At 37.2% G+C, this 22640-nt stretch carries 26 protein-coding genes and 1 pseudogene; 17 read left to right on the top strand and 10 right to left on the bottom strand.

All coding sequences use genetic code 11. The features are described from left to right. Positions 1–686 (bottom strand): annotated as a pseudogene (locus J2X31_RS08930) (T9SS type A sorting domain-containing protein); the annotation flags it as partial. Positions 687–951: 265 nt separating this feature from the next. Next, a complete protein-coding gene (locus J2X31_RS08925; protein WP_310026134.1) occupies positions 952–1692 on the bottom strand; it encodes a hypothetical protein in 741 nt (246 codons plus the stop codon). 449 nt (positions 1693–2141) lie between these two features. Between J2X31_RS08925 and J2X31_RS08920 the strand changes: the two genes are divergently transcribed. Further along, entirely contained in the window at positions 2142–2366 is a 225-nt protein-coding gene (locus J2X31_RS08920; RefSeq protein ID WP_310026132.1) for a hypothetical protein, read from the top strand. Between the two features lie 10 nt (positions 2367–2376). Here J2X31_RS08920 and J2X31_RS08915 read toward each other — a convergent pair whose 3' ends face one another. From J2X31_RS08915 to J2X31_RS08905, 3 genes are all read right to left on the bottom strand, one after another. After that, positions 2377–2751, bottom strand: coding sequence for an iron chaperone (locus J2X31_RS08915; RefSeq protein WP_310026131.1), 375 nt, complete (start codon positions 2749–2751; stop codon positions 2377–2379). Positions 2752–2762: 11 nt separating this feature from the next. Further along, positions 2763–3296, bottom strand: a complete 534-nt coding sequence (locus J2X31_RS08910) for a DUF4199 domain-containing protein (protein ID WP_310026129.1) — start codon at positions 3294–3296, stop codon at positions 2763–2765. Positions 3297–3390: 94 nt separating this feature from the next. Further along, a complete protein-coding gene (locus tag J2X31_RS08905) occupies positions 3391–3855 on the bottom strand; it encodes a response regulator transcription factor (RefSeq protein WP_310026127.1) in 465 nt (154 codons plus the stop codon). A gap of 171 nt (positions 3856–4026) precedes the next feature. Here J2X31_RS08905 and J2X31_RS08900 point away from each other — a divergent pair, with 171 nt between their 5' ends. The 4 genes from J2X31_RS08900 (at position 4027) to J2X31_RS08885 (ending at position 7690) form a co-directional block, all read left to right on the top strand. Then, positions 4027–4437 (top strand): response regulator, encoded by a 411-nt coding sequence (locus J2X31_RS08900; RefSeq protein WP_310026125.1) that lies wholly within the window; start codon positions 4027–4029, stop codon positions 4435–4437. Between the two features lie 45 nt (positions 4438–4482). Continuing rightward, entirely contained in the window at positions 4483–4980 is a 498-nt protein-coding gene (locus tag J2X31_RS08895) for a pyridoxamine 5'-phosphate oxidase family protein (RefSeq protein ID WP_310026123.1), read from the top strand. Positions 4981–5049: 69 nt separating this feature from the next. Beyond that, the gene (locus J2X31_RS08890; RefSeq protein WP_310026121.1) at positions 5050–5445 is read left to right on the top strand and encodes a hypothetical protein; all 396 of its coding nucleotides are present in this window, start codon (positions 5050–5052) and stop codon (positions 5443–5445) included. Between the two features lie 136 nt (positions 5446–5581). Next, positions 5582–7690 (top strand): glycoside hydrolase family 97 protein, encoded by a 2109-nt coding sequence (locus J2X31_RS08885; protein ID WP_310026119.1) that lies wholly within the window; start codon positions 5582–5584, stop codon positions 7688–7690. 55 nt (positions 7691–7745) lie between these two features. Here J2X31_RS08885 and J2X31_RS08880 read toward each other — a convergent pair whose 3' ends face one another. The 4 genes from J2X31_RS08880 to J2X31_RS08865 all read right to left on the bottom strand — a co-directional run bounded on the left by J2X31_RS08880 (position 7746) and on the right by J2X31_RS08865 (position 9656). Beyond that, positions 7746–7967 (bottom strand): YgaP family membrane protein, encoded by a 222-nt coding sequence (locus tag J2X31_RS08880; RefSeq protein WP_310026117.1) that lies wholly within the window; start codon positions 7965–7967, stop codon positions 7746–7748. A 78-nt stretch (positions 7968–8045) separates the two neighbouring features. Beyond that, on the bottom strand, positions 8046–8357 hold the full coding sequence (locus tag J2X31_RS08875) for a rhodanese-like domain-containing protein (RefSeq protein ID WP_310026116.1): 312 nt from the start codon (positions 8355–8357) through the stop codon (positions 8046–8048). A 151-nt stretch (positions 8358–8508) separates the two neighbouring features. After that, complete coding sequence (locus tag J2X31_RS08870; RefSeq protein ID WP_310026114.1) at positions 8509–9117, bottom strand: thioredoxin family protein; 609 nt, start codon at positions 9115–9117, stop codon at positions 8509–8511. Between the two features lie 8 nt (positions 9118–9125). Beyond that, positions 9126–9656 carry a TlpA disulfide reductase family protein gene (locus J2X31_RS08865; RefSeq protein WP_310026112.1) on the bottom strand — a complete coding sequence of 177 codons (531 nt, stop codon included), beginning with the start codon at positions 9654–9656 and terminating at the stop codon, positions 9126–9128. A gap of 140 nt (positions 9657–9796) precedes the next feature. On the opposite strand from J2X31_RS08865, the gene J2X31_RS08860 reads away from it, so the two are divergent. The 8 genes from J2X31_RS08860 to J2X31_RS08825 all read left to right on the top strand — a co-directional run bounded on the left by J2X31_RS08860 (position 9797) and on the right by J2X31_RS08825 (position 17108). Next, the gene (locus tag J2X31_RS08860; protein ID WP_310026110.1) at positions 9797–10252 is read left to right on the top strand and encodes a MarR family winged helix-turn-helix transcriptional regulator; all 456 of its coding nucleotides are present in this window, start codon (positions 9797–9799) and stop codon (positions 10250–10252) included. Positions 10253–10261: 9 nt separating this feature from the next. Beyond that, entirely contained in the window at positions 10262–10894 is a 633-nt protein-coding gene (locus J2X31_RS08855) for an NAD(P)H-dependent oxidoreductase (protein WP_310026107.1), read from the top strand. 25 nt (positions 10895–10919) lie between these two features. Continuing rightward, complete coding sequence (locus tag J2X31_RS08850) at positions 10920–11489, top strand: YceI family protein (RefSeq protein WP_310026104.1); 570 nt, start codon at positions 10920–10922, stop codon at positions 11487–11489. A 163-nt stretch (positions 11490–11652) separates the two neighbouring features. Continuing rightward, a complete protein-coding gene (locus tag J2X31_RS08845) occupies positions 11653–12216 on the top strand; it encodes an anthranilate synthase component II (protein WP_310026102.1) in 564 nt (187 codons plus the stop codon). A gap of 195 nt (positions 12217–12411) precedes the next feature. Next, the gene (locus J2X31_RS08840; protein ID WP_310026101.1) at positions 12412–13038 is read left to right on the top strand and encodes a TetR/AcrR family transcriptional regulator; all 627 of its coding nucleotides are present in this window, start codon (positions 12412–12414) and stop codon (positions 13036–13038) included. Further along, positions 13028–14377 carry a TolC family protein gene (locus tag J2X31_RS08835; protein WP_310026099.1) on the top strand — a complete coding sequence of 450 codons (1350 nt, stop codon included), beginning with the start codon at positions 13028–13030 and terminating at the stop codon, positions 14375–14377. The genes J2X31_RS08840 and J2X31_RS08835 overlap by 11 nt, the downstream gene beginning before the upstream one ends. 4 nt (positions 14378–14381) lie before the next feature. Further along, positions 14382–15461, top strand: a complete 1080-nt coding sequence (locus J2X31_RS08830) for an HlyD family secretion protein (protein ID WP_310026097.1) — start codon at positions 14382–14384, stop codon at positions 15459–15461. 69 nt (positions 15462–15530) lie between these two features. Next, positions 15531–17108, top strand: coding sequence for an MDR family MFS transporter (locus J2X31_RS08825; protein WP_310026095.1), 1578 nt, complete (start codon positions 15531–15533; stop codon positions 17106–17108). Positions 17109–17152: 44 nt separating this feature from the next. Here the strand turns inward: J2X31_RS08825 and J2X31_RS08820 are convergent, their stop codons facing one another. Continuing rightward, the gene (locus tag J2X31_RS08820) at positions 17153–17347 is read right to left on the bottom strand and encodes a hypothetical protein (RefSeq protein ID WP_310026093.1); all 195 of its coding nucleotides are present in this window, start codon (positions 17345–17347) and stop codon (positions 17153–17155) included. Positions 17348–17647: 300 nt separating this feature from the next. On the opposite strand from J2X31_RS08820, the gene J2X31_RS08815 reads away from it, so the two are divergent. The 4 genes from J2X31_RS08815 (at position 17648) to J2X31_RS08795 (ending at position 22609) form a co-directional block, all read left to right on the top strand. Next, positions 17648–18991, top strand: a complete 1344-nt coding sequence (locus J2X31_RS08815) for a HEPN domain-containing protein (protein ID WP_310026090.1) — start codon at positions 17648–17650, stop codon at positions 18989–18991. Positions 18992–19158: 167 nt separating this feature from the next. Beyond that, complete coding sequence (locus J2X31_RS08810; RefSeq protein ID WP_310026087.1) at positions 19159–20619, top strand: Fic family protein; 1461 nt, start codon at positions 19159–19161, stop codon at positions 20617–20619. 361 nt (positions 20620–20980) lie between these two features. Next, positions 20981–21418: a hypothetical protein gene (locus J2X31_RS08800; RefSeq protein ID WP_310026084.1), complete on the top strand. Its 438-nt coding sequence runs from the start codon at positions 20981–20983 to the stop codon at positions 21416–21418. Between the two features lie 111 nt (positions 21419–21529). Beyond that, positions 21530–22609, top strand: a complete 1080-nt coding sequence (locus J2X31_RS08795) for a serine hydrolase domain-containing protein (RefSeq protein WP_310026083.1) — start codon at positions 21530–21532, stop codon at positions 22607–22609. The last annotated feature ends 31 nt before the right edge of the window (positions 22610–22640 follow it).

The raw sequence follows: 22640 nt of genomic DNA, 5'->3' as shown, positions 1-22640 counted from the left end.
TCCCTGAGCTGGTCGGCATATTTTCCGCCGTAGGTCCTCTGCCACTGCTCGTTCCCGTCGGCATCTATCTTGATGAGCCAATAGTCCGTATTGCCTCTTGTATTTTCCTTTTTCGTGCCTTCGCCAGCCTTTGAATTTTTTGCAGGTGCCGAAGAATTCGAGGTGCCGGCAAGCAGGTAGCCACCATCCCGGGCAACCACCGCCGTCTGCAGATCGTCCTGCCCGATGCCCCCGAAGCACCTCTGCCACATCTGGTCGCCCTTTGCATCGAGCTTGACCACCCAGTAGTCGTTCCCCCCGTGGCCCTCAACCGTCTTCTGGAAGCCCTTTGGGCTGTTGGAGGTCCCTGCAAGCAAGAAGCCTCCGTCGTGCGTGGTCCTGATGCTCTGAAGCAGGTCGCTTGCTCCTCCACCGAAGCTCTTCTGCCATTCGGCACCACCGTGCTCGTCCATCTTCCATATCCAGTAGTCCAGGTCGCCACTTCCCGGATCGGTCTTGTTGCCCGACTTCATAGAGAGCGAGCTTCCCCCGAGGATGAAGCCGTAGTCGGCCGTGGGCTGTATGTCGAAAAGGTATTCCGCATGGCGGCCACCATAGGATTTCTCCCAGAGGATGTCCTGGGAATGCACGGCAGGTCCGGCAAGGAAGAGCAGTAAGGTTGAAAAGCAGGCATATTTTCTATTCATAGCAGTAAGAGTTTGATCCGTTTTTTTTTATAAAATAGCAATCTTTGTTGTGATAAATTTAACAAACATAAACCTTCTAATTTAATTGTACAATACCTACTGTTAGATATTTGTATAATTTTACAAAATTATAATGGCTTGCATGATTTGGGAATAAAAATCACAGTAATGCACCCCTGTTAATTCTCTTTAAACAAAAAGCCCCAATAATTGGGGCTTCACGTGGCAGTATTTTATTAAGAGTTTGAGGACATAAACGGATATGCTATAAGAACCCCACAACCTCCAATACATTCTTCGGATGCTTTAAAAAATAAACCTCCCCGTTTGTCTCACTGCAAAAGCCAAAATAAAGCAGGGCAATCAACACACCTTTACCTTCTGGGACACAGGCTTCAAGTCTGATGGTTGTATTTTCATCGTTTGGGGAAATCAGGAAAAGTGTGCTTGTTTCCATCCTGCAAATGGGCGTTTCGGTATCCAGACGCAACAGCACCAGCTGAAGCCCCAGCTTCCTTGCACTCTTGGGAAAAGAAATCTTCTGGATATTGAAGCCCGGCAGCACAAGTTTCCCTGTTTCCAGGCCAACATCATATTGTTGCATCATCACAGACTGCAAGTTTCTCTTTGGGTTGAAAGAAAAATGATGCAGCATCTTCCTGCCTTGTTCGGTCTGAAGGCCAATTCCAAAGCTCCTTTCGCCTTTTGGCGAGTTGGCATCACATCCCTTGATGTTCGTGATCAAAGATTGGATGTAGCCATACATGTGCGGATGTGGCAAAGTTTGCAGGTAAAAAGTAAGGGTGGAATAGAGCTGGGATGCAATCTTCGAGCATCTCCCAAACTCGGTACCCAGTTGGCGGGTAGCTTCATAGCGTTCCTCTGTCCGGATGCGGTCGCCATTAAAGCCTCCAGGTGTAGAGATAATGTTACCATATTGGGTTTCCCTTGCAGAAAGATTGCCGAGCTTGCCCGTAAATTTTATTAGGCCTGTATTTTTTGCCATGGCGAATATTTTTAACGTGGTTAATGAGCATAAATATAAAAAATGTATCTTTACAATAATAAAAAAGAAACCCTTTTTTTCTACTTCAAATTCAAGGCATTCTCCTTTTTAAAAAAGCATTTTTCAAAACCCATTAAAGCATAGCCATACCGTACCTATACCGTACCCGTACCGTATTAGGTGGCGCTTTCCTTCGTGTTATCGTCGTAGTTCCTTCGTATATACTATACCCTTAATGCAGCACTGCTACCTTTCTCGCCATAATGTACTTGCCAAAAAAGGTATCATTTCCGAACATATCCCGACCAAGACCCGGGCAAAACTCATGTAAAAAATTCCGCAAGAAGAAGAACGATCTTATTTCATAGTCTTGAAAGCATTTGCAAACGCTCAAACACACTGCCATTTAAAATCTTCAATTATCTTTGCAAAAAAGATTTTTCCGCAAGATGAACAAGAGTTTAAAATTAGGCATACTGCTCAAAGACGCAACGATCCATAAAGTACAATTTGACAAGGAATGGTTTTTTCATCTGAAAGATGTAGCCGGTTATTTGGGGGAGGATCTTTCTGAGGTAGAATTCATTCACCTTCCTTTCACGATTGATGAGGAAGTGATAGAAGCTAAATGTGCTACCTTAGAAGATATTGAAAGAGGCCGAAAAGTGATATAGATTAGAAAAACTACTCATTCAAATTTTGTTTTTCTAAAACTTCATTTATTCTGAATTCCACAACCTTTAGTATCAAATCTGTTGGAAGTTCCTTGTCTAAAGGGAATTGCACTGAACCTTTACCTGTTTTATAAACCGAAAATTCCTTTTCAAAAGCTTTATGACCTGTTGGCAAGGCATAGAACCCAATGTGGTTTTTGAATCCGGCAAAATAAACCAATGGCTTTCCCTTTAGCTTGAAGGTCGGGATTGCATAACTTATGGATGCTTCTGCTTCTGGAGCGTTCTTTACAATGATTGCCCAAATCTCACGAAGCCTTTCCTGAGTAGTGTCAGGAAAGGCAAGGATATATTCTTCAATAGTTTTTGGTGGGTATTTTGCCATACTTTATTTTTTTAGGAATTAATCCGTTGCGGATTTTTCTTTAATATCAAAGCACTGATGAGTGATACTATTATTCCAAGAGGTAAGATTTCTGAAAAAGTGAGTAATATCACCATAAGCGGATTTTTATACCATTCTCTATAGGTTTCCATATCCTGAATTTTAACCTGCATTTCCGCATCAGTCAGCCCTTCGGCTTTGGACTGATTGATGACAAAATCGATATATTTATCCATAAAATCAGGAATAAAATAATAATATTCTATCAGCCATACGCCAACATAAAAAATGGAAGCTACAAGTGCAATCAAAAAACCAACCTTAAAGGCTTTGCCAAATGTAATCACACCTCCATTGTAATTGTTACGAAAATTACGTATGCCTACAAAAACAAACGAAAAAGCCAACAGCATGCCAAGATAACCCAGCACCATACTTGGTTCAAAATTCTCTTGATTATTATAGCATTGATAGGTGGCGAAAACCATCATTGTAGTGACGATGATTCCAGCAATACTTCCAAAAATTAGGATTGTTTTTTTCATAATTATAAGTTTAGATTAGGTTGCAAATGTTGATTAAAAAACAACAACTTCACTCATACTTTAGGATGATTTTACCGGAATTCCTCCTAAAGTACTAGCTGATTATCCTTAACTTCTTTGCGTTTTCAACAGCCTGGGTGCGTCGTTTTGCTTCCAGTTTTTCAAATAGATTCGAAGAATGGGTTTTGATGGTGTTGAGTGACACAAATAACGATTCGGCAATTTCCTTGTTGCTCATTCCTTGTGCCATCAATTGAAGTACTTCGAGTTCACGCTTGCTGATTTTTCGATTTGCTGCTTCCCTTCGATTCATTATAAATGCTGAACCATCAATAAATCGTTCTACAATCCTCATTTCCACTTTGGGACTAGTGAGTTTCTTGGCCAACCAAATTCCCAAAACGGTAAAAAGAACAGCAATAGCACCAACATATAATTCAAAACTGTGACTAATGATAAGAAAACGAAACTCCAGAAATCGAAGCAGTACAAAAAGTAGTGCCAGGGAAATTCCGTAGAGAATGATTTCTTTATTGTATCGTGAAATTTGAAAACCCATAAAATAAAAAATTTGAAAGCACCTCAAATATAAGAAATCATTTTTTTCTTAAATTGAAATTGTATAAAGTATGTTATAAATCTTATAATAAGACATTTGCACGAAACCAATAGCTTTGTATTAACCTTTTTTGCCCCAACATAAAAGAGATTAACTAGAACCCTAATTTAAATGCAATTACAAAAACCTTTGCGTATTATCATTGCCGATGATGATTTCGATGAAATTGATCTTCTAAAAATAGCTTTTGAAAAGAGTTCGAGCTTTGAAATAATAGCTTGTGTAAACAACGGGCAGGAAATCATTGATGCAGTGAAAAAAAACAACAAACGTCCGGATGTGATACTGACGGACATGTATATGCCAATCCTAAACGGACTAGAAGCTACCGAAATACTTCGGATGAACGAGGAAAACGCATCAATATCGGTCATTATATTCTCTACAACCATAAATCCATCCATAACTGAAAAAGCAAGCCATTTAGGCATTGTTGGAACATTATTGAAACCTTTTATGATGGACGATTATCAAGGACTTCCAAACAAAGTTGTAGAAATGCTGAACAGTAAAGTGTCCTAATTAAACTTACAATATAATACCCCAACCTACTAATCTAAAATACCAATGGGAGATAAAAAAAACCTCAACAACGACGAAGCGATTGAAAAGATCAAGGATCTTGCAGAAGAAATGAAAACCTGTATGTTTTGCACCTACAAGGACGGCAAAATTCAATCCAGACCTATGTCGGCTTTGGAGATTGACGATGAAGGCAATCTGTGGTTCATGACCGATAGGAAATCAAACAAGATTAAAGAGATAAAATCAGATAATACCGTTGAACTCTTTTACACAAAAGGCTACGACATGTTCCTGACACTTCACGGAAAAGCAACTATTTCCTACGACAGGAACAAGATCGAAGAACTTTGGAATCCCATCATCAAAGTTTGGATGCCGGGTGGTATAGATGATCCGGATTTGTCAGTAATTAAATTCACTTTTGATGACGGCTATTATTGGAACAACAAGCACAACAAGGTGGTTGTTGCTGCCAAGATGGTGGCTTCCCTATTTACAGGCAAAACGATGGACGATGGTATTGAAGGAAAACTAACATAACAGCATTTCTAGCGGGATAATAGTAGATACCAAAGTTTTTTTATTACTTTGTCATAAAACCCCTTCCCTATGAGCATCACTTTACAATTACTTTGGCTTTTTATATTGGCCATTCCAGTGGCCTGTGTCGCATGGACAGTAACCCATGAAGAGGTATTTCGTGAACCAAGGGAATACTGCATAAAACGTTCTCATAAAGGCAGATCAATAATGGAACGTAAGTTTTTTTACCTCTTTACATGCGAATATTGTTTCAGCCATTATGTAACGATTTTCTTTATCCTTTTTACGGATTTCCATTTGCTGTTAGACGATTGGAGAGGCTATATCATTGCAGGTTTTGCTCTGGTTTGGGTGGCCAACACCTATATGAGTTTGATGGCCTATCTCCGTCAGGGAATCAAAAAAGAGAAAACCGAGATTGAACTCATGGCCGAAAAGAAAGATAAAATTGTAAAGCAATAAACTTTCAACAAAACACGCTACTACAACGTTGTATTTGTTTTTTATCTTCAAACATTCTTTATAAAACTATTCTTTTTATTGTGTTTTTTCTATTTTTACGATAATTAAAATGATAATCTTATAATTTTACTTATCTATGAACAAATTTATCCCAGCCTTATTTCTTGTTGCTTTCGGATTATTCGCACAAGCACAAGAGATAGCGTCACCAGACAAAAATCTCAACTTAAAATTCAGCCTCATACAAAATGGCGTTCCTGCCTATGAATTGAATTACAAGAACAAACCTGTAATAAAATCAAGTAAACTAGGAATAGAAACCAAGGACGTGCCTTCCTTTTTAGATGGATTTACGGTTGTAAAAACAGAGAATACCACTTTTGATGAATCTTGGAATCCGGTTTGGGGCGAACAAAAAACAATCCGAAACAACTATAACGAGCTGTTGGTTACCTTGGCTCAGAAATCAGTAAAAGACAGACAGATCAAAATACGTTTCCGCCTTTTTAACGATGGTTTAGGTTTCAGGTATGAATTTCCAGAACAGGAAAACCTGACGTATTTTGTTATAAAAGAGGAAAGAACACAATTTGCATTGGCGGGAGACCACAAGGCTTTCTGGCTTCCGGGCGATTTTGACACGCAGGAATACAGTACTGTAACTTCAAATTTATCTGAAGTTAGAGGCAAGATGAAAGCGGCGGTAACGCCAAATGCTTCACAACATCCTTTTTCAGACACGGGACTTCAAACGCCATTGATGATGAAGAGCAAGGACGGTTTGTACATCAACATCCACGAAGCGGCATTGATAGATTATTCGTGCATGCACTTGGAACTTGACGACAAGAATTTAATATTGAATTCCTTCCTGACACCCGATGCCATTGGCGATAAAGGTTATATGCAGGCTCCAACACAATCACCTTGGAGAACCATAGTGGTAAGCGATAAAGCAACCGAGATCCTAGCTTCCAAACTAATCCTCAACCTAAACGAACCAACAAAATACGAAGACGTTTCTTGGATCAAGCCTGTGAAATACGTTGGTGTTTGGTGGGAAATGATTACTGGAAAAAGCTCTTGGGCCTACAATGATTTGACAAGCGTAAAATTAGGAGAACTGGATTATTCTAAAACAAAACCTAATGGAAAACATGCCGCCAATACAGCCCATGTAAAAGAATATATCGACTTTGCTTCAAAACACGGATTTGATGCGGTTTTGGTTGAAGGCTGGAACGAAGGTTGGGAAGATTGGTTTGGAAAATCAAAAGACTATGTTTTTGATTTCGTAACCCCTTATCCAGATTTTGATGTAAAGGAATTGCACCGTTATGCCGCTTCTAAAGGTGTGAAGATGATGATGCACCACGAAACTTCTGGTTCGATCAGAAATTACGAACGTCACATGGACAAAGCCTATCAATTTATGGTGGAAAATGGCTATAATTCTGTAAAAAGTGGCTATGTTGGCGACATCATCCCACGTGGCGAATACCATTATGGACAATGGGCAAACAACCATTATTTATATGCCATCACCAAAGCAGCCGATTATAAAATCATGGTCAATGCTCACGAAGCAGTTCGTCCGACAGGATTAAGCAGAACCTATCCTAACCTGATTGGAAACGAAGCGGCTCGTGGAACAGAATACGAAGCTTTCGGAGGAAACAATGCAGACCATACCACTATCCTTCCTTTTACAAGATTGATGGGAGGTCCGATGGATTATACGCCTGGGATTTTTCAAACTAAAGTAAGTGCTTACAATCCTGACAATAATTCTTTTGTTCATACCACTTTGGCAAAACAATTGGCCTTGTATGTAACGATGTATTCTCCGCTTCAAATGGCGGCCGACTTGCCTGAAACATATAACAAACATTTGGATGCTTTTCAATTTATAAAAGATGTAGCAATCGACTGGGATGAAACCAACATCCTTGAAGCCGAACCTGGTGATTATATTACGATTGCCAGAAAAGCGAAAGGAAAGAACGAATGGTTCGTTGGTGGAATTTCAGATGAGAATGCTAGAATTTCTAACGTAGATTTCAGTTTTCTTCCAAAAGGAAAAAACTACGAGGCAATCGTTTATGCTGATGGAAAAGATGCCCATTATGAAACCAATCCACAATCGTATGCAATCAAGAAGATGAAAGTAACATCTAAAACAAAATTGAAACAGCAAATAGCTCCGGGTGGTGGTTTTGCAATTAGCATTAAGGAAGTTAAGTAATCTAACTTTGTAGTATAAAAAAAGAGCGGTTCTTGTTAGATACCGCTCTTTTTCGTTAATACATTTTCACTTTCTTTGACTTATTGGTGTTTATTCCGAGGAAATAAAAAAGTGGACAGATTTGAATTATCGAGGCTACAATTAAAATAACTCCAATTATCATCAAACCATTATCAACAATACTATCCTCAAAAAAATCGGCTAAAGACAAAGCAATTGAAACAATACCAATAATTGCACGGACAATACTGCCCGTCTTATTAATATTTTTTTTCATTACTTAAAAAATAGTTTTTGTTAATCAAACAAATCTAAACAAAAATAAGTTTAAAAAGTTAATTAATTCTTAATATTTTTATGGAACTATCACTTTTCCAGACCATTGTAGCATTCCCCCTACAAGATTGTAGGTATTCTCAAAACCCAACTGATTCATAACGTCACAAGCTTGCTGACTTCTTCCACCAGCCTTGCAATACACATAATAATTTTTAGATTTATCCAGCTCTTCAACTGCATAAATAAAGCCTTGCCCTTTATAGATATCAATGTTGATTGCATTTTCAATAAATCCGTCGTTCCATTCGTCTTCCGTCCTTACATCTAAAATAACGGCGTTTGTGTCGGCTTCCAGTTGTGAAACCCAATCTTCTTGTGATAAGTTCATAGTATTGTTTTTAAATTAAAAATCTTAATCGGTTTTGCAAAGTTAAGATCTTCGATTTAGCAAAGCTATTCATTAACAAAAATTGCACAAACTTTCACTTTATAATTTGTGAAAATCTGTGCAACTCATGTCGAATTTTATTTGGTATAATCTACGCTTTAATCGAACAACCTATAGCTTTTGTTTGTTTAACCGGAACATCTTTTCCCTGCAATAAAGCATCAACTGCGTCTTGAACATACGTTTGCTTCACTGCTTTTTCATCTTCATAATTATCATCAATCGCTCCGATATATTGAATCACATTTGTATTTCCAGTTTTTTGAATCACATAAACGTGAGGTGTTTTTGTAGCACCAAATTTTGGATACACTTTTTGCCCTTCATCAAACAAGTAAGGGAAAGTAAATCCTTTTTCTTTAGCCCTAACCTTCATCAAATCAAAACTATCGTCTTTTTGTTTTTCTGGATTGTTCGGGTTAATGGCAATTACAGGATAACCGAGTTTGCTGTATTTTTTATCCAAGGCGATAATCCTGTCTTCATAGGCAATGGCATAAGGACAATGGTTGCAAGTGAAAATTACTATAAAACCTTTTGCATCCTTATAATCTTTCATCGAAACCTTTTTGCCGTCTACATTTTTAAGGCTGAAATCTTCGGCCGCATCTCCAATTTTGTATCCTCCTGAATCCTTCACGGTAAAAGCACTCATCACTCCTACCAATACCAAAACCGCTAAAACTTTAATTGACTTCATAATTTCATTTAATTAAATTGATTTACTTCTTTTTCTAATTCTTCATAAGTGAAGCTCCTTTCATAGAACTTTCTGTTTTGTTTCTTATAAATAATCGTTGCTGGAATGGCTCCCGACCAATTTTTATCGACTTTTTCAATCCAAGCGTTTGCATCGGGATCGTTGAGCAAGACAACTTTTGATTGTAATTTTTTCTTCTGCATAAAAGGAATCAATCGGCTTTCAATTTGCTTTGAAATATCCAAACTTACCAAAATCACTTTTACTTTTTTGTCCCTGTATTCTGCATTCAATTTTTCGAAGGAAGGCAATTCTTCAACACAAGGAACACACCAAGTCGCCCAAAAATTGATTACATAGGTGGTATCATTATCTTTTTTAAGAAAATATTCTAGTGAATTATAATCGTATGACTTTACCACTACGCCATCTTTCTGATAGACCTTCAAAGGTTTTGGCTCGTTATCATTGAAAATCGAAACTCCAGTTATCAATACAAAAACTAGAAAAACTCCCGACAGCAATAAAATCTTCTTCATTATATTCTTTTTTTAATTGCCTAAAATTAACCATTAAATGAACCTCACCTTTTATTTTTAACAAAAAATTATAATGACATTTGTACATACAAATAAAAACAAATGCTACATTTGTACCTACAAATTTTGTAATAACAAATATGACAATAGAAGATATCATAAAATCCAGTTCACCACTCCCTCTTCCAAAAAAGACGGTTTTGAATATTTATTATACTCAAAATGTCATTACAGAGAAATTCAATGAAGTTTTAAAACCATTTGACATTTCAGCAGAGCAATTCAATGTATTAAGAATTTTGAGAGGCCAGAAAGGTAGTCCTGCTAATATGTTCCTAATCCAGGAACGAATGTTGGCCAAGACAAGCAACACCACTCGTCTAGTTGACAAATTACTTTTGAAAGAATTGGTTACCCGAAAAGTTTGTCCTGCAAATAGAAGAAAAATAGAAGTGCAGATTACTGAAAAAGGTTTGAATCTATTAGCGGAATTGGATCCAAAAGTCGATCATCATGAAAGTTTGTTTGTACAGAATTTAAATACCGAGGAGCTAGAAACCCTCAACAACCTATTAGAAAAATTTAGAACTATTTAATTTACCCCTATGAGTCATTTATTAGAAAGCCTTAATTGGCGTTATGCAACAAAACAATACAACGCGACGAAAAAAATAAGCCAGCAAGATTTGGAAACTTTACTTGAAGCCACAAGGCTTAGCGTTTCTTCTTATGGTTTACAGCCGTACAAAATCATTAATGTAGAAAATCCAGAAATAAGACAGCAACTTAGAGCAGTAGCTTGGAATCAATCGTCAATTACAGATGCTTCTCATCTTTTTGTTTTTGCGGTTGAGAAAAACTTGGGCGACAAGCAAGTTCAAGCTTATATGGAAAACATCAGCCAAACGAGAGGTATTCCGGTTGAAGCCTTGGAAGGTTTTAGCGGTATGATCCACAACGCAATTGATGGTTTGGATGAAAACGCAAAACAAAATTGGGCCAAGAAACAAGCCTATATTGCCTTATCTACTTTTATCAATACTGCCGCCTATTTGAAATTGGATGCAACTCCTATGGAAGGCTTTGATGCCCAGAAATTCGATGAAATTCTTGGCCTTGACAAACTAGGATTAGCAACAGCGGTAATTGCAGCAGTTGGCTACCGACACGAAGAAGATGCAGCACAGCATTACAAAAAAGTGCGAAAATCAAACAAGGATTTATTCATCAATTTATAATCATAACCTTAATTAATTTATTACAATGAGAAATTTTAAAACTATTGCAATTGCTCTTCTAGTAGCATTCGGAACAACTGTAGCAACGGCTCAGACAAAAAAAGTAGATGTTGCGAAAACCAAAATCAGCTGGGTTGGTAAAAAAGTAACAGGAGCTCACGAAGGTACTGTTAGCTTGAAGGAAGGAAACTTGGTTTTTAATGGAAAAAAACTAACAGGTGGTACTTTTACAGTGGATATGAACTCTATTCAAGTTACAGACTTGAAAGCGGATCAAGGAAAAGAAAAACTAGAAGGTCACTTGAAAGCAGATGATTTCTTTGGTACAGAGAAATTCCCAACTGCAAAATTGAACTTCACAAAAGTAGCAGCAAAACAAAACGGGCTTTACACGGTTACGGCTGATTTGACTTTGAAAGGAATCACCAAACCAATCACTTTTGACATCACTGTAAACGGAAACAAAGCTACTTCTGCTTTGAAAATCGACAGAACTAAATACGACATCAAATATGGTTCAGGAAGTTTCTTCGATAGCCTAGGAGACAAAGCAATCAACGACGAATTTGAATTAGCTGTTGAATTAGCTTTCTAATTTCAAACGAAAAATAATATCAGAATCAAAACTCTGGAGAGCAATCTTCGGAGTTTTTTTGTTTAAATATATTGCCTAAATTCACAGATTTTAAAATCCTTTAATCTGTAAATCTGTGGCTAAAAAAAATACTGTAATTTCGTAGCCGAAAACAAAACCACCTATGAAAAAAATTCTCGTTATCGACAATTACGACAGCTTCACTTTTAACCTGGTTCATTATCTTGAAGACTTGGATTGTGAAGTAACCGTTTTTAGAAACGATGAATTTGAGCTTTCAGAAGTTGTTCCTTTTGATAAAATTTTACTTTCTCCCGGACCTGGAATTCCAGATGAAGCCGGACTCTTGAAAGACGTAATCAAGACCTATTCTGCCACAAAAAGCATACTCGGAATTTGCCTCGGTCAGCAAGCCATTGCAGAAGTTTTTGGAGGCACTTTAACCAACCTCGAAAAAGTCTATCACGGGGTTTCTACCACCATAAAAATTTTGGTTGAAGATGAAATACTTTTTGATACTTTAGACAAAGAAATTGAAGTAGGGCGATACCATTCTTGGGTTGTCAATTCAAATCTGCCTGAAGTTTTGGAAGCAACTTCCGTTGATGAAAACGGAGAAGTGATGTCCCTCAGACATACTATTTTTGATGTAAAAGGAGTACAATTTCACCCCGAAAGTATCCTAACTCCAAACGGAAAAACAATTTTAAAGAACTGGCTTCAGTAAAACTTTAAATTAAATCAAAACTTTACACTATCATATTTAAAATACTGGTTTTTAATTTATAATAAAGTCAGCATAGATATTCTCTATTGAATAAATCAGCCTTAATTAATGTTAACTTTATGTTAAAATAAAATTAAACAAACGTTTGAATTAAACAGTTGTTTAGTTTTGTAATGCACTATTTTTTTACAGTAAATGACTTTAGATTTTAACGACAAACAAATCCGAATTCTTCAAGTTGCCGAAAAACTTTTTGCCGAAAAAGGTTTCGACGGCACTTCCATCCGGAACATTTCCAAGGAGGCAAAAATCAATATCGCGATGGTTTCCTACTACTTCGGTTCGAAGGAAAAGATGCTCGAATCGCTGATTATTTTCCGAACTTCCGACCTCAAAATGCAACTCGAAAACTTGCTGAAAGAGGCTCTTGCACCACTCGAAAAAATTAATAAATTGATTGAACTTTATGTGGCAAGAATTAATAAAAATAAAGGCATTTATCAGATCCTTCATTTTGAATTATCGTCTAAAAAAAGACAAACCAACATCAAATCTTTTACCGAAGTCAAGAAGCGAAATCTAGAATCGCTGAAGCAAATTATCCATGAAGGACAAGAAAACGGCGATTTTGCAAAAGACATAAACGTGCTTTTAATTCCTCCAACCATCCTCGGAACTTTCTTCCATTTCCAGATGAATCGTCCCTATTATGAAGAAGCCCTCGGACTCAAAACCGATGAATCTTTTGATAGTTACGTTCACAACGACCTGACAAAACATATTCAAAAAACCATAAAAGCACTTCTCATCTATGAAAAGTAACCCCATCTTGCTTTCGGCAGTTTTCCTATTGGGGATTTCGGCTGTAAAGGCACAGGAAAAAACAACCTTGTCCTTGAAAGAAGCCGTGAACATAGCACTTTCCAAAAGCGACGAGGTTAGTTTAGCCAATTCCAAAGTAAACACCAAAAGCTACGAGGTTGAATCAACGAAGATGTACCAATATCCGGATATGAAAATTTCGGGACAGTATTTACGGTTGACCAATGCCGAGATCAACCTTCAGTCGTCTCAAGAATCTTCCGAACCAGCAGATCCGGATGCGGAAGCCACAGCTTCGCCAAAAGTGAACCAATTGATTTTGGCCCAAGCCAATGTAACCATGCCGATTTTTTCTGGTTTTAAGTTGAAGAACAGCATCAAGGCTTCGGAGAATTTATATAACTCGGAACTTGCAAATGCTAGTTTTTCAAAAGAACAAACCGCAATGAAGGTCGTTCAGTTTTATGCTGATTTATACAAGGCCCAGAAATCTGTGGAACTCTTTAAGGAAAGTCTCAAAAGCAGTCAGCAACGTGTAACCGATTTCACGGCAATGGAAGAAAACGGCATCATTGCGAGAAATGATTTATTGAAAGCCCAACTTCAGGTTTCGAATGTGCAACTTTCTCTGGCGGAAGCCGAAAAGAATGTTCGCCTGATTAATTATTATCTGGTTACACTTCTAAAGCTTTCGCCCGATACCCAAATCGTGGTCAGTCCGGATAATGTGGATGCCAATCTTTTCAATACCACCATAAAAACCGAAGACGAAGCTTTAGAAAGCAGAAAAGACCTTGAAGCTTTACGATTTGTCGAAAAGGCAACTGAAGCGAATATAAAAGTCGCACAAAGCAACTACTACCCTTCTCTTTCACTAATTGCTGGTTATACAATGCTTGATTTGCAGAATGTGGTTCGGGTTGAAAATGCGATGAACGTTGGTGTCGGACTTTCCTACAACTTGAGTTCCATCTTCAAAAACGGAAAAGAGGTGAAAGTTGCCAAAAGCCGATTCGAAGAAATACAATACCAACAAGCCATCCTAATCGATCATATCAAGGCCGAAATGGTTGTGGCACGCGAAAACTACGAACTTTCTGTAAAGCAAGACAAGGTTTATACGGAAGCAGTTGATCAGGCATCCGAAAATTACAGGATCGTAAAGGACAAATACGACAACGGACTTTCGGACACCAACGATTTGCTTGAAGCTGATGTTGACGCCTTGAGTACAAAAATAAATCAGGCATATGCCAAAGCCAATGTAGTGCTGAAATACTACGAATTGCTTGAAGCGGCAGGACAACTAACCCAATCTTTTAATACTACTAACAACTAACATAATGGAAAATAAAAAAACCAACAAAAAATTCATACTCATCTTTGCAGTATTGATTATAGTAGGAACCACTTACGGTGTTTACAAATATGTTCATTCGCTTTCGCACGAAGAGACCGACGATGCTCAGATTGAGAAAAACATGAACCCAATTATTCCAAGAGTGACCGGTTATGTTACGAAAGTATATGTAAAAGACAACCAATTTGTAAAGAAAGGCGATACTTTATTTACAATTGACAACAAAGATTATTTAGTTCGCGTTGCCGATGCAGAAGCGGCCATCATTGCAGCAGAAGGAAGTTATGCGGCCGCAAAAGCCGATATTGGCAGTGCCTTGGCAAGCATTTCGGTTTCAGAATCCAATGTAAAATCAGCGGGAGGAAATATTGAAAGTGCCAAAATCCGATTGACACGTGCAACAAACGACTTTGAACGTTATAATAATTTATATAAAAACCGCTCCATCACCAAACAACAATTCGAACAGGCCGAAGCGGCAAAAATGGAAGCTGAAAGCCAATTGAGGATTCTGCAACAGCAGGAAAAAGCAAGCAATTTCCAAAAATCGGCAGTCATTGCCAAATCGAATGTTTCGAGTAAGCAGACAGAAATCGCGGCAGCTAACATCAACCGTGCAAAAGCAGTCCTTGATGCTGCAAAACTAAACCTGAATTACACAGTAGTCACTGCTTCTATAGATGGGCAGGTTTCTAAAATCAACATCCAACCGGGACAATTGGTGCAACCGGGACAATCCTTGTTCTACATCATCAACAACGAAGAAGTTTGGGTAATTGCCAATTTCAAGGAAACCCAATTGAACAAGATGGTCATCGGACAGAAAGTAACCCTAAAGGTAGATGCCTTCCCTGATACCGAGTTTGAAGGAACCATCACCTCTTTTTCTCCAGCAACTGGTTCTCGCTTCTCCCTATTGCCACCTGACAATGCAACGGGTAACTTCGTAAAAACAATCCAACGCCTTCCAGTAAAGATAGCGGTTGACAAGAACAACGATGCTAAAAAAGTTAGCCTCCTCCGTCCAGGAATGAATGTGGATGTGGATGTGCATTTGAAGTAGTTTTTTTTAGTTGTCGGTTGTCAGTTATCTGAAAACCGACAACCGACAACTTATAACTTACAACAAAAAATGGTAGGACAAGACGACTTAGTGGAATACGGCTTCAGGAGGGTCATTATCACCATCACGGCGGTAATGTGTGCCTTGCTTGAAATCGTAGATACCACCATCGTAAATGTAGCCTTGACGGATATGAGAGGAAGCCTTGGTGCTACCCTAACCGATGTGGCCTGGGTAATTACAGCCTATGCCATCGCCAACGTGATCGTAATCCCGATGACAAGCTGGCTTTCGCAACAATTTGGAAGGCAGAATTATTTTGCCGCCTCTATCATCATCTTTACCGTTTCCTCCTTTTTGTGCGGAAATGCCTCCAATATCTGGGAACTTGTTGCCTTTAGATTTATTCAAGGTCTTGGAGGCGGAGCTTTACTTGTAACCGCCCAAACAATCATTACCGAAAGCTATCCTGTTGCAAAACGAGGTATGGCACAGGCCATTTACGGAATGGGAGTTATCGTTGGCCCAACACTTGGTCCGCCATTGGGTGGCTATCTGGTTGAGAATTATTCGTGGCCCTATATCTTCTACATCAATATTCCGCTTGGAATCATTGCCACTTTCTTGACGCTAACTTATGTGAAAAGTCCGAAATATGGCGAGAAGCTCAAGGCCAATCAAGTGGATTGGCTGGGCATCATTTCCCTGATTGCATTTATTGGTTCGTTACAATTTGTCTTGGAACACGGCCAACAGGACGACTGGTTCGACGACAAACTGATTGTGTTCCTATCGGTCTTGAGTGTCGTGGGACTACTGGCTTTTATCTGGCGTGAACTCACTTATAAATATCCCATCGTAAATCTTAGCGTCTTGAAGGATGGAAACCTACGAATTGGAACCATCATGTGTTTCATTCTCGGATTCGGACTTTATGGTTCAACTTTGATATTGCCCATTTATACCCAATCGATACTCGGATGGACAGCCCTTGATGCTGGATTGGTCTTGATTCCCGGGTCGATAACCACTGCCTTTATGATGCCGATTATCGGAAAACTCATCCAGAGAGGCGTTCCACAAGGCTATATGGTGGCCGCCGGCTTCCTTGTTTTCTTTGTATTTACGTTCTGGATGCACAACATCATTACACCCGACACGGGAGAAGAACATTTATATTGGCCTTTGATCTTGAGAGGAATAGGACTCGGATTGCTGTTTGTTCCCATCACGACCCTATCGCTTTCTACCCTCAAGGGGAAAGAAATTGGCGAAGGAGCGGCTTTTACGAGTATGATGCGTCAGCTGGGTGGTTCGTTCGGAATTGCCATCATCACCACCTTTATCACCCGATTTACACAGGAACACCGCGTGAACCTCAACTCACATCTTGATGTAACGAGTTTTGAAGTGCAACAACGCATCCATCAACTGCAACAAGGCTTTATGTCGAAGGGGTTCTCCTCCAACGAATCGCTGGCAAAAGCCTATCAGGTGCTCGACCTTACGGTGTTGCAACAAAGCACGGTAATGTCCTATATGGATATTTTTATGTACCTCGGGGTGATGTTCCTGCTCTGTGTTCCGATTGTGTTCTTTATCAAAAGGGGGAAGAATAAGATTGATCTGGCAGATGTGATGCATTGATGAGATGGAAGTTAGGAGATGGGAGTTGGGAGATTTTTTTTATCCTAAAAGTGATTGACGAATAAATTGATGTTCTGAACATTAAATTTGATGTTCTGAACATCATTTACCATACTCATAACCTCGTCGATGAGCCTTTTTACCTCATCAATGAAGCAATTAACATCATTTACCACACTACTAACTTGAACTATCATCCTCGGAACATCAATTTTAATGTTCGGAACATGATTTACCATACACTAAACCTGATTGATCAGGTTAATAACCTCATCGATGTGTCTTTTTGCCTCATCGATGAGGTTCTGAACGTCATTTTTTAAGTTCGGAACCTCATCGTTCAGGGTAAAAATGTTGGGGATTAGAAAAATAATATTGGGGTTGAGGGTTTTAGGTGGGGTTTTGTAGTAATTTTTGTTATTTTTGGGAAGGAATAAAAATTATTTTATCAGACTTATACAACTGTTTTTGAGTGGATATGTCTGATAACGTCAGACATATAAATAAGTTAGGCGATATTTTTCCGCAGAAACGAGAAAATGACAATAAAAAAATTAAATAGAAATTCTGAAAATGCTATTCAAAGGTTGATAAGAGGGAAATCAATGTTTGAAAATTTTTATAGTCTAGAAGATTGGTATGCAGAAACAGAAGAAAGTATCGCCAATAAAGAGTTAGAATATTTTACCTTTATTAAGAGGTATTTTTTATTAGAATTTAAAAAAAGAGATATATACATTTCATCATACGCACTCGATGACATTATTTTTAACTGTATAAAAAACTCAAATCCTAATAATTTTAAAATAGATGTTTTAAAACTAATTGAGTTAAATAATTTAGATGCTAAATCAATTGTGATATTTCCAATTCACAATTTTGGCTTCCAATTTTTTGGTTTAAAAAATGTCTTTAATGGTTCATTAACTTCAATAGAAATTGATAATTTCCAAATTAACACACAAACAAATAGTTTAGAGAAAACTCAGGAATTAATCGTAAACTACGCTAAAAAGGTTTTTGGAAAAAAAATAGATATTTCATTATTGCATCATTTTTATAAATCTAGAAGTCTAAAATGGTTAACAAAAAATCCTTTGCTCTTATTTGAATTCAACTTTACGCAATTAACACCATTTGACAATTTGTCTATCATACTTGAGAAATTATCTCATATAACAAATAAACTTTATTTTATAAGTGTTCTTCGTAGCGAAGAATCTGAATTAGGAAAGTTATTTTCAACAAAAAACACAAATAATTGGGAAACTTTAGATTTAGAACATTTTCTTACTCTAAATGTAAATAATACTGAAAATATGTTTTGTTTACCAATTCATTACAATTATACTTTACTATTTGATGAAATGCACCTAAATATTGATTTACTTGCAAAAAAGAAAAATATTTATAAATGGGAAAAAGATTCATTAAATTCAATCGACAAAATTTCAGAAGGAGATAAAAACTATTTAATTACAAAAGAACCTAAATTTTCTCCATATCACAAGGTTAGTAATTCTTTAAAATACTTTAGAAGAAGTGTAAAATCTGTAAATGATGAGGATAAAATACTAAATTTTAACATAGCTCTTGAATCTCTTTTATTAGACAATGAAGGAGATAAAGTTTTAAAAATACTTGAGAGAATTAATAAATCAATAAAATACTCTCGTAATAAGAAAAACCAACTCGAAAATATTCAGAATATAATTGATCAAAGAAATTCAATAGTGCATAATGCGACAATGACAAACAAAGAATTTGATATGCTTTTGGCTTATAGAATGTATTGTAAAATTGTTTGCTTTATTGCGAAAAATATAGAAGAAATAGAATTTAACAAATCGAATAAAATGGCACTTTTCTTTGAACGAAAATAAAACATCGCCTAACAGCCGTTTCTCGCAATTGCGAATTTTGTGGTAAGTTCACGTTTGCGTTTCGCAAGAATTTTTATCTTTAACAGAAAATAATTCGTTCCGAAGTTCGCAACTGACGAGAAGTGGCGGAACGTTAGCGGTAATTATAACGAACGACAACAATCAGAATGGATTTAAACATACATATCGACATTTTCTCAGTAATTGACAGACATCGTGATGAAATTCAACACTTGAATTCTTACGACCCAGTTACGACAATAATCAAGGATAAATTCCAGTTAGAAATTACGCAACATTTAGCGTCATTAAAAGCAGAAACCCGAACAGACACAAAGGAAGAAATTTTAAAATCGGCAACATCAAAAGGAACAACAATTGAAAATGCAACAGAAGTTCAAAAGGAGATTTATCTCGACATAGGACGAAAATATGCTTGCACACTGTTTATGTTTGATATGGTTAGCAAACCTATAAGCCCGACAGACATCAAACTTTTCTATGAAATACTTTTTTCGGAAACTGATTACAGAACAGAGGAAGTTCTAATTGTAAATCAAGACGGTGAAAAAATCCAATTCCCACCGCCTGGAAAAATAGAACAACTTCTTTCTGACCTAACAGATTGGTATGCAAAGGGGCAGTTTGACAAGAATATACATCCACTTGTTATAATAAGTTTGTATCATTTCAAATTTATTTCTACTCACCCATTTTTAGATGGCAATGGTAGAGTAGGAAGACTTTTAATGAACATACTTTTGATGAATTATGGTTATTTGCCAATACTCATAGAACCTAATGACAGAATAGAATATTATGAAGCGTTGCAAAGTGGAGATAAAGGAGAAATCAAACCATTAGTTGAATTTATATCCTCAAAACAATTAAGGACATTAGAGGATTTTAAAACAAGCCCTGAATATCTTTCTATTGTCGCAAAATTTGAATTAGAACAACAATTAAAACAAATAAAAGGGACTGAAAAGTGCTTTGTTCTAACAGAAGATAGCGGAACTGATAATTTACTAAAACTTGTCTTTGAAGCATCTGGATTTAATCTTGCTGAAACTTCTTTTATTTCGTACGAAGGTTGTTCTAAAATTGGCTCTGTAACTCTATTTTCAATTTTCGTAAAACAAAAACTTCCACACATGGAAATAGTTGTTCATAGAGACCGTGATTATTTGCCCGACAGTGAAATTGAAAAACAAAGAGAAACCTTTAATAAAATTGGAATACACTTTTTCGTTTCTAGAGGCACTGACATTGAAAGTCATTTAGCGAACGCTAAACATATCAATCTTTGCCATCCAAAACTATCAGAACAAGAAGCGGAAGAAATTATAAAAACGGGAATTGAAGAAGTCAAACCAAAGTCATTTGAACTATTAAGAAAACAAGAATTTGGAGAAAAACATAAAGACAAAGCGACACATTTAGATATTGCATTGAAAGAAATATTTGAAAAATCAGTTTTCAAATTTACACACGGTAAGACACTTTATAAATCTATCAAAAGGCAAATTCAAGAAAAGACAAAAGAAAATGCGAAAATTGAGGTAGTAACTAAGGAGCTATTCATTAAACAACTGAACGAAATTGCAGAGAAATTATGGGCAAAATAACTACCGCTAATCGAGTAGACTGCCCTGCCAGAAACTGACAGGGAGAGCCTCTCACACCACCGAGCATACGGGTCACTTACTCGGCGTTTCGCAAAGAGATGGGTTGGGTTGAATGTAGTTTTCCGTTAGTGAAATATATCCCTTTTGTTTCAGGCGTTTCAAGGTAATGGTCGTACCTAAAATGGGACTTTGGGTAATCGCCCAACACCCTTGAGTGCGAATAAAAGCATAGGCGTGGTCGTGGCCAAAACCCGATCACGCGGACATTCACAACACTTAGCGTGGATTTAAGGTGCAAATCCCTGCTATCGGGTTTATGATTAATCCACACTATATCAGCAGTAAACTTCGTTAATAAAAGATGAAACCTCTATATTTCCTTTTATTGATTCTGTACTGGTCTGTTACAGCACAGAAAATTGAAACCATTGATTTTGTAGGTGGCTGGATTGTTTCGGCGGAAGAAAATAGCTTTTCGTCAAAAGATAAGATAGTATTAATAAAAGCAGATGATCGGGATAAACAATATGAACTTAAAGAACATTTAAAAAGTCAAAATCCAGAAACGTCTGAAGTTCTTTTTTTACCCAACCGATTTTATTTTAATCCTAACATTATTAGCTGTGGATGCAGGAATCAAAATCAATTAACATGGAAATGGACAATCAATATAAAACTACAGACAATTAATATTGATGTTATGGGGAAAAAGAAGAATAGATTCAAAATTTTAAGCTTTGAGAAAAGTTTATTGATTAATGAAATTAGTGTAAAAAAATTAACTTTAGTGAAAGTATGACAGTAAATCTGCAAAGTATCGGAAGCCTTTGCTGGCGCGAGCTTCTAGCTCGTGCAAACAAAAATTATAAAACCCAAACCCATTCTATAATACTAAACCCCCATTCGACGTATGAAACAAAAAATCTTGACCCTATTCCTTTTGTTCTTATCGTGTTCCACGTATGCACAAATGACCGCAATCCCCAATATTCCTGCTATTGGTCTTGAGGATGCTGGCTTCAACAAAGATTCTATTAATGCTCTTACTGATACCATTTCCAAATTCAAGCAAAGAGATTATCTAGGACTGATTGTGATTAAAGACAATAAAATTGTATTGGAAAATTACTACAATACGTTTTGGCGTAATCACATACACGATATTCGGTCTGCTGGAAAGAGTATTACGGCTTTGCTTTTGGGTGTAGCTATCAAAGACGGATTGGTGAAAAATGTAGAGCAGGACGTTTACTCTTTTTTTCCTAAGGAAAAATACCCTTCTCTTCACGAAGATTATAAAAAGGTCAAACTCATCCATCTCCTGAATATGGTTTCGGGTTTAGATGCCGATTCGGACAACCCTAAAACACCGGGTAACGCAGGAAAATGGATAGCAAAGGATGAATGGGTCAGCTATTTGTTAAGCATCCCGCTATCAACCGAACCTGGAAAAAAATGGGTCTATGCAGACATCAATGCTGTTTTGATTGGGGCTATCATAGAAGAAAAATCGGGTATGAGCCTAAGAGATTATGCCAAGCAAAAAGTTTTTGACCCTTTGGGAATCAAAGAATTTTACTGGTACACCAATGCCGCTAATCAAACTGGTGCTGCTGGCAATCTTTATATTTCTACGCTTGACTTTGCAAAATTGGGTTTATTGGTTGCAAATAAAGGAAAATGGGGAAATAAACAGTTAGCCGATTATGCTTATATGAATAGGTTATTGAGCGAAAACTCATCTGCAATAGGGGATTATAATCCTTTGGCTGACGGATATGGCATGCTTTGGTACAGGTCAAAAAGAATGTTTGGTGGCAGCGAAATAAACTATCTATGGGCATCAGGAAATGGTGGCAATCATTTGGTGGTTGTTCCGGAAGAAAATATGGTCATTGCTATGACTTCTGGCGGATATGGAAATTGGTATCCCCATACAAGGGCATATTTTATACTTGGCAAAATAGTTCAAGCGTTGAAAAAAAATTGATTAAAGTGGCAGATAACAAGGTATTGCCAAA

This window comes from Flavobacterium arsenatis, from assembly GCF_031456785.1.
GTDB classification, from domain to species: domain Bacteria; phylum Bacteroidota; class Bacteroidia; order Flavobacteriales; family Flavobacteriaceae; genus Flavobacterium; species Flavobacterium arsenatis.
The sequence above is the reverse complement of the archived record's forward strand: the minus strand, read 5'-3'. Positions and strand labels throughout refer to the sequence as shown.

Bases quoted from the DNA above. Each gene is read 5' to 3' on its own strand.
- J2X31_RS08925 (WP_310026134.1), bottom strand. From the start codon at position 1,692: ATGGCAAAAAATACAGGCCTAATAAAATTTACGGGCAAGCTCGGCAAT.
- J2X31_RS08920 (WP_310026132.1), top strand. From the start codon at position 2,142: ATGAACAAGAGTTTAAAATTAGGCATACTGCTCAAAGACGCAACGATC.
- J2X31_RS08915 (WP_310026131.1), bottom strand. From the start codon at position 2,751: ATGGCAAAATACCCACCAAAAACTATTGAAGAATATATCCTTGCCTTT.
- J2X31_RS08910 (WP_310026129.1), bottom strand. From the start codon at position 3,296: ATGAAAAAAACAATCCTAATTTTTGGAAGTATTGCTGGAATCATCGTC.
- J2X31_RS08905 (WP_310026127.1), bottom strand. From the start codon at position 3,855: ATGGGTTTTCAAATTTCACGATACAATAAAGAAATCATTCTCTACGGA.
- J2X31_RS08900 (WP_310026125.1), top strand. From the start codon at position 4,027: ATGCAATTACAAAAACCTTTGCGTATTATCATTGCCGATGATGATTTC.
- J2X31_RS08895 (WP_310026123.1), top strand. From the start codon at position 4,483: ATGGGAGATAAAAAAAACCTCAACAACGACGAAGCGATTGAAAAGATC.
- J2X31_RS08890 (WP_310026121.1), top strand. From the start codon at position 5,050: ATGAGCATCACTTTACAATTACTTTGGCTTTTTATATTGGCCATTCCA.
- J2X31_RS08885 (WP_310026119.1), top strand. From the start codon at position 5,582: ATGAACAAATTTATCCCAGCCTTATTTCTTGTTGCTTTCGGATTATTC.
- J2X31_RS08880 (WP_310026117.1), bottom strand. From the start codon at position 7,967: ATGAAAAAAAATATTAATAAGACGGGCAGTATTGTCCGTGCAATTATT.
- J2X31_RS08875 (WP_310026116.1), bottom strand. From the start codon at position 8,357: ATGAACTTATCACAAGAAGATTGGGTTTCACAACTGGAAGCCGACACA.
- J2X31_RS08870 (WP_310026114.1), bottom strand. From the start codon at position 9,117: ATGAAGTCAATTAAAGTTTTAGCGGTTTTGGTATTGGTAGGAGTGATG.
- J2X31_RS08865 (WP_310026112.1), bottom strand. From the start codon at position 9,656: ATGAAGAAGATTTTATTGCTGTCGGGAGTTTTTCTAGTTTTTGTATTG.
- J2X31_RS08860 (WP_310026110.1), top strand. From the start codon at position 9,797: ATGACAATAGAAGATATCATAAAATCCAGTTCACCACTCCCTCTTCCA.
- J2X31_RS08855 (WP_310026107.1), top strand. From the start codon at position 10,262: ATGAGTCATTTATTAGAAAGCCTTAATTGGCGTTATGCAACAAAACAA.
- J2X31_RS08850 (WP_310026104.1), top strand. From the start codon at position 10,920: ATGAGAAATTTTAAAACTATTGCAATTGCTCTTCTAGTAGCATTCGGA.
- J2X31_RS08845 (WP_310026102.1), top strand. From the start codon at position 11,653: ATGAAAAAAATTCTCGTTATCGACAATTACGACAGCTTCACTTTTAAC.
- J2X31_RS08840 (WP_310026101.1), top strand. From the start codon at position 12,412: ATGACTTTAGATTTTAACGACAAACAAATCCGAATTCTTCAAGTTGCC.
- J2X31_RS08835 (WP_310026099.1), top strand. From the start codon at position 13,028: ATGAAAAGTAACCCCATCTTGCTTTCGGCAGTTTTCCTATTGGGGATT.
- J2X31_RS08830 (WP_310026097.1), top strand. From the start codon at position 14,382: ATGGAAAATAAAAAAACCAACAAAAAATTCATACTCATCTTTGCAGTA.
- J2X31_RS08825 (WP_310026095.1), top strand. From the start codon at position 15,531: ATGGTAGGACAAGACGACTTAGTGGAATACGGCTTCAGGAGGGTCATT.
- J2X31_RS08820 (WP_310026093.1), bottom strand. From the start codon at position 17,347: ATGGTAAATCATGTTCCGAACATTAAAATTGATGTTCCGAGGATGATA.
- J2X31_RS08815 (WP_310026090.1), top strand. From the start codon at position 17,648: ATGACAATAAAAAAATTAAATAGAAATTCTGAAAATGCTATTCAAAGG.
- J2X31_RS08810 (WP_310026087.1), top strand. From the start codon at position 19,159: ATGGATTTAAACATACATATCGACATTTTCTCAGTAATTGACAGACAT.
- J2X31_RS08800 (WP_310026084.1), top strand. From the start codon at position 20,981: ATGAAACCTCTATATTTCCTTTTATTGATTCTGTACTGGTCTGTTACA.
- J2X31_RS08795 (WP_310026083.1), top strand. From the start codon at position 21,530: ATGAAACAAAAAATCTTGACCCTATTCCTTTTGTTCTTATCGTGTTCC.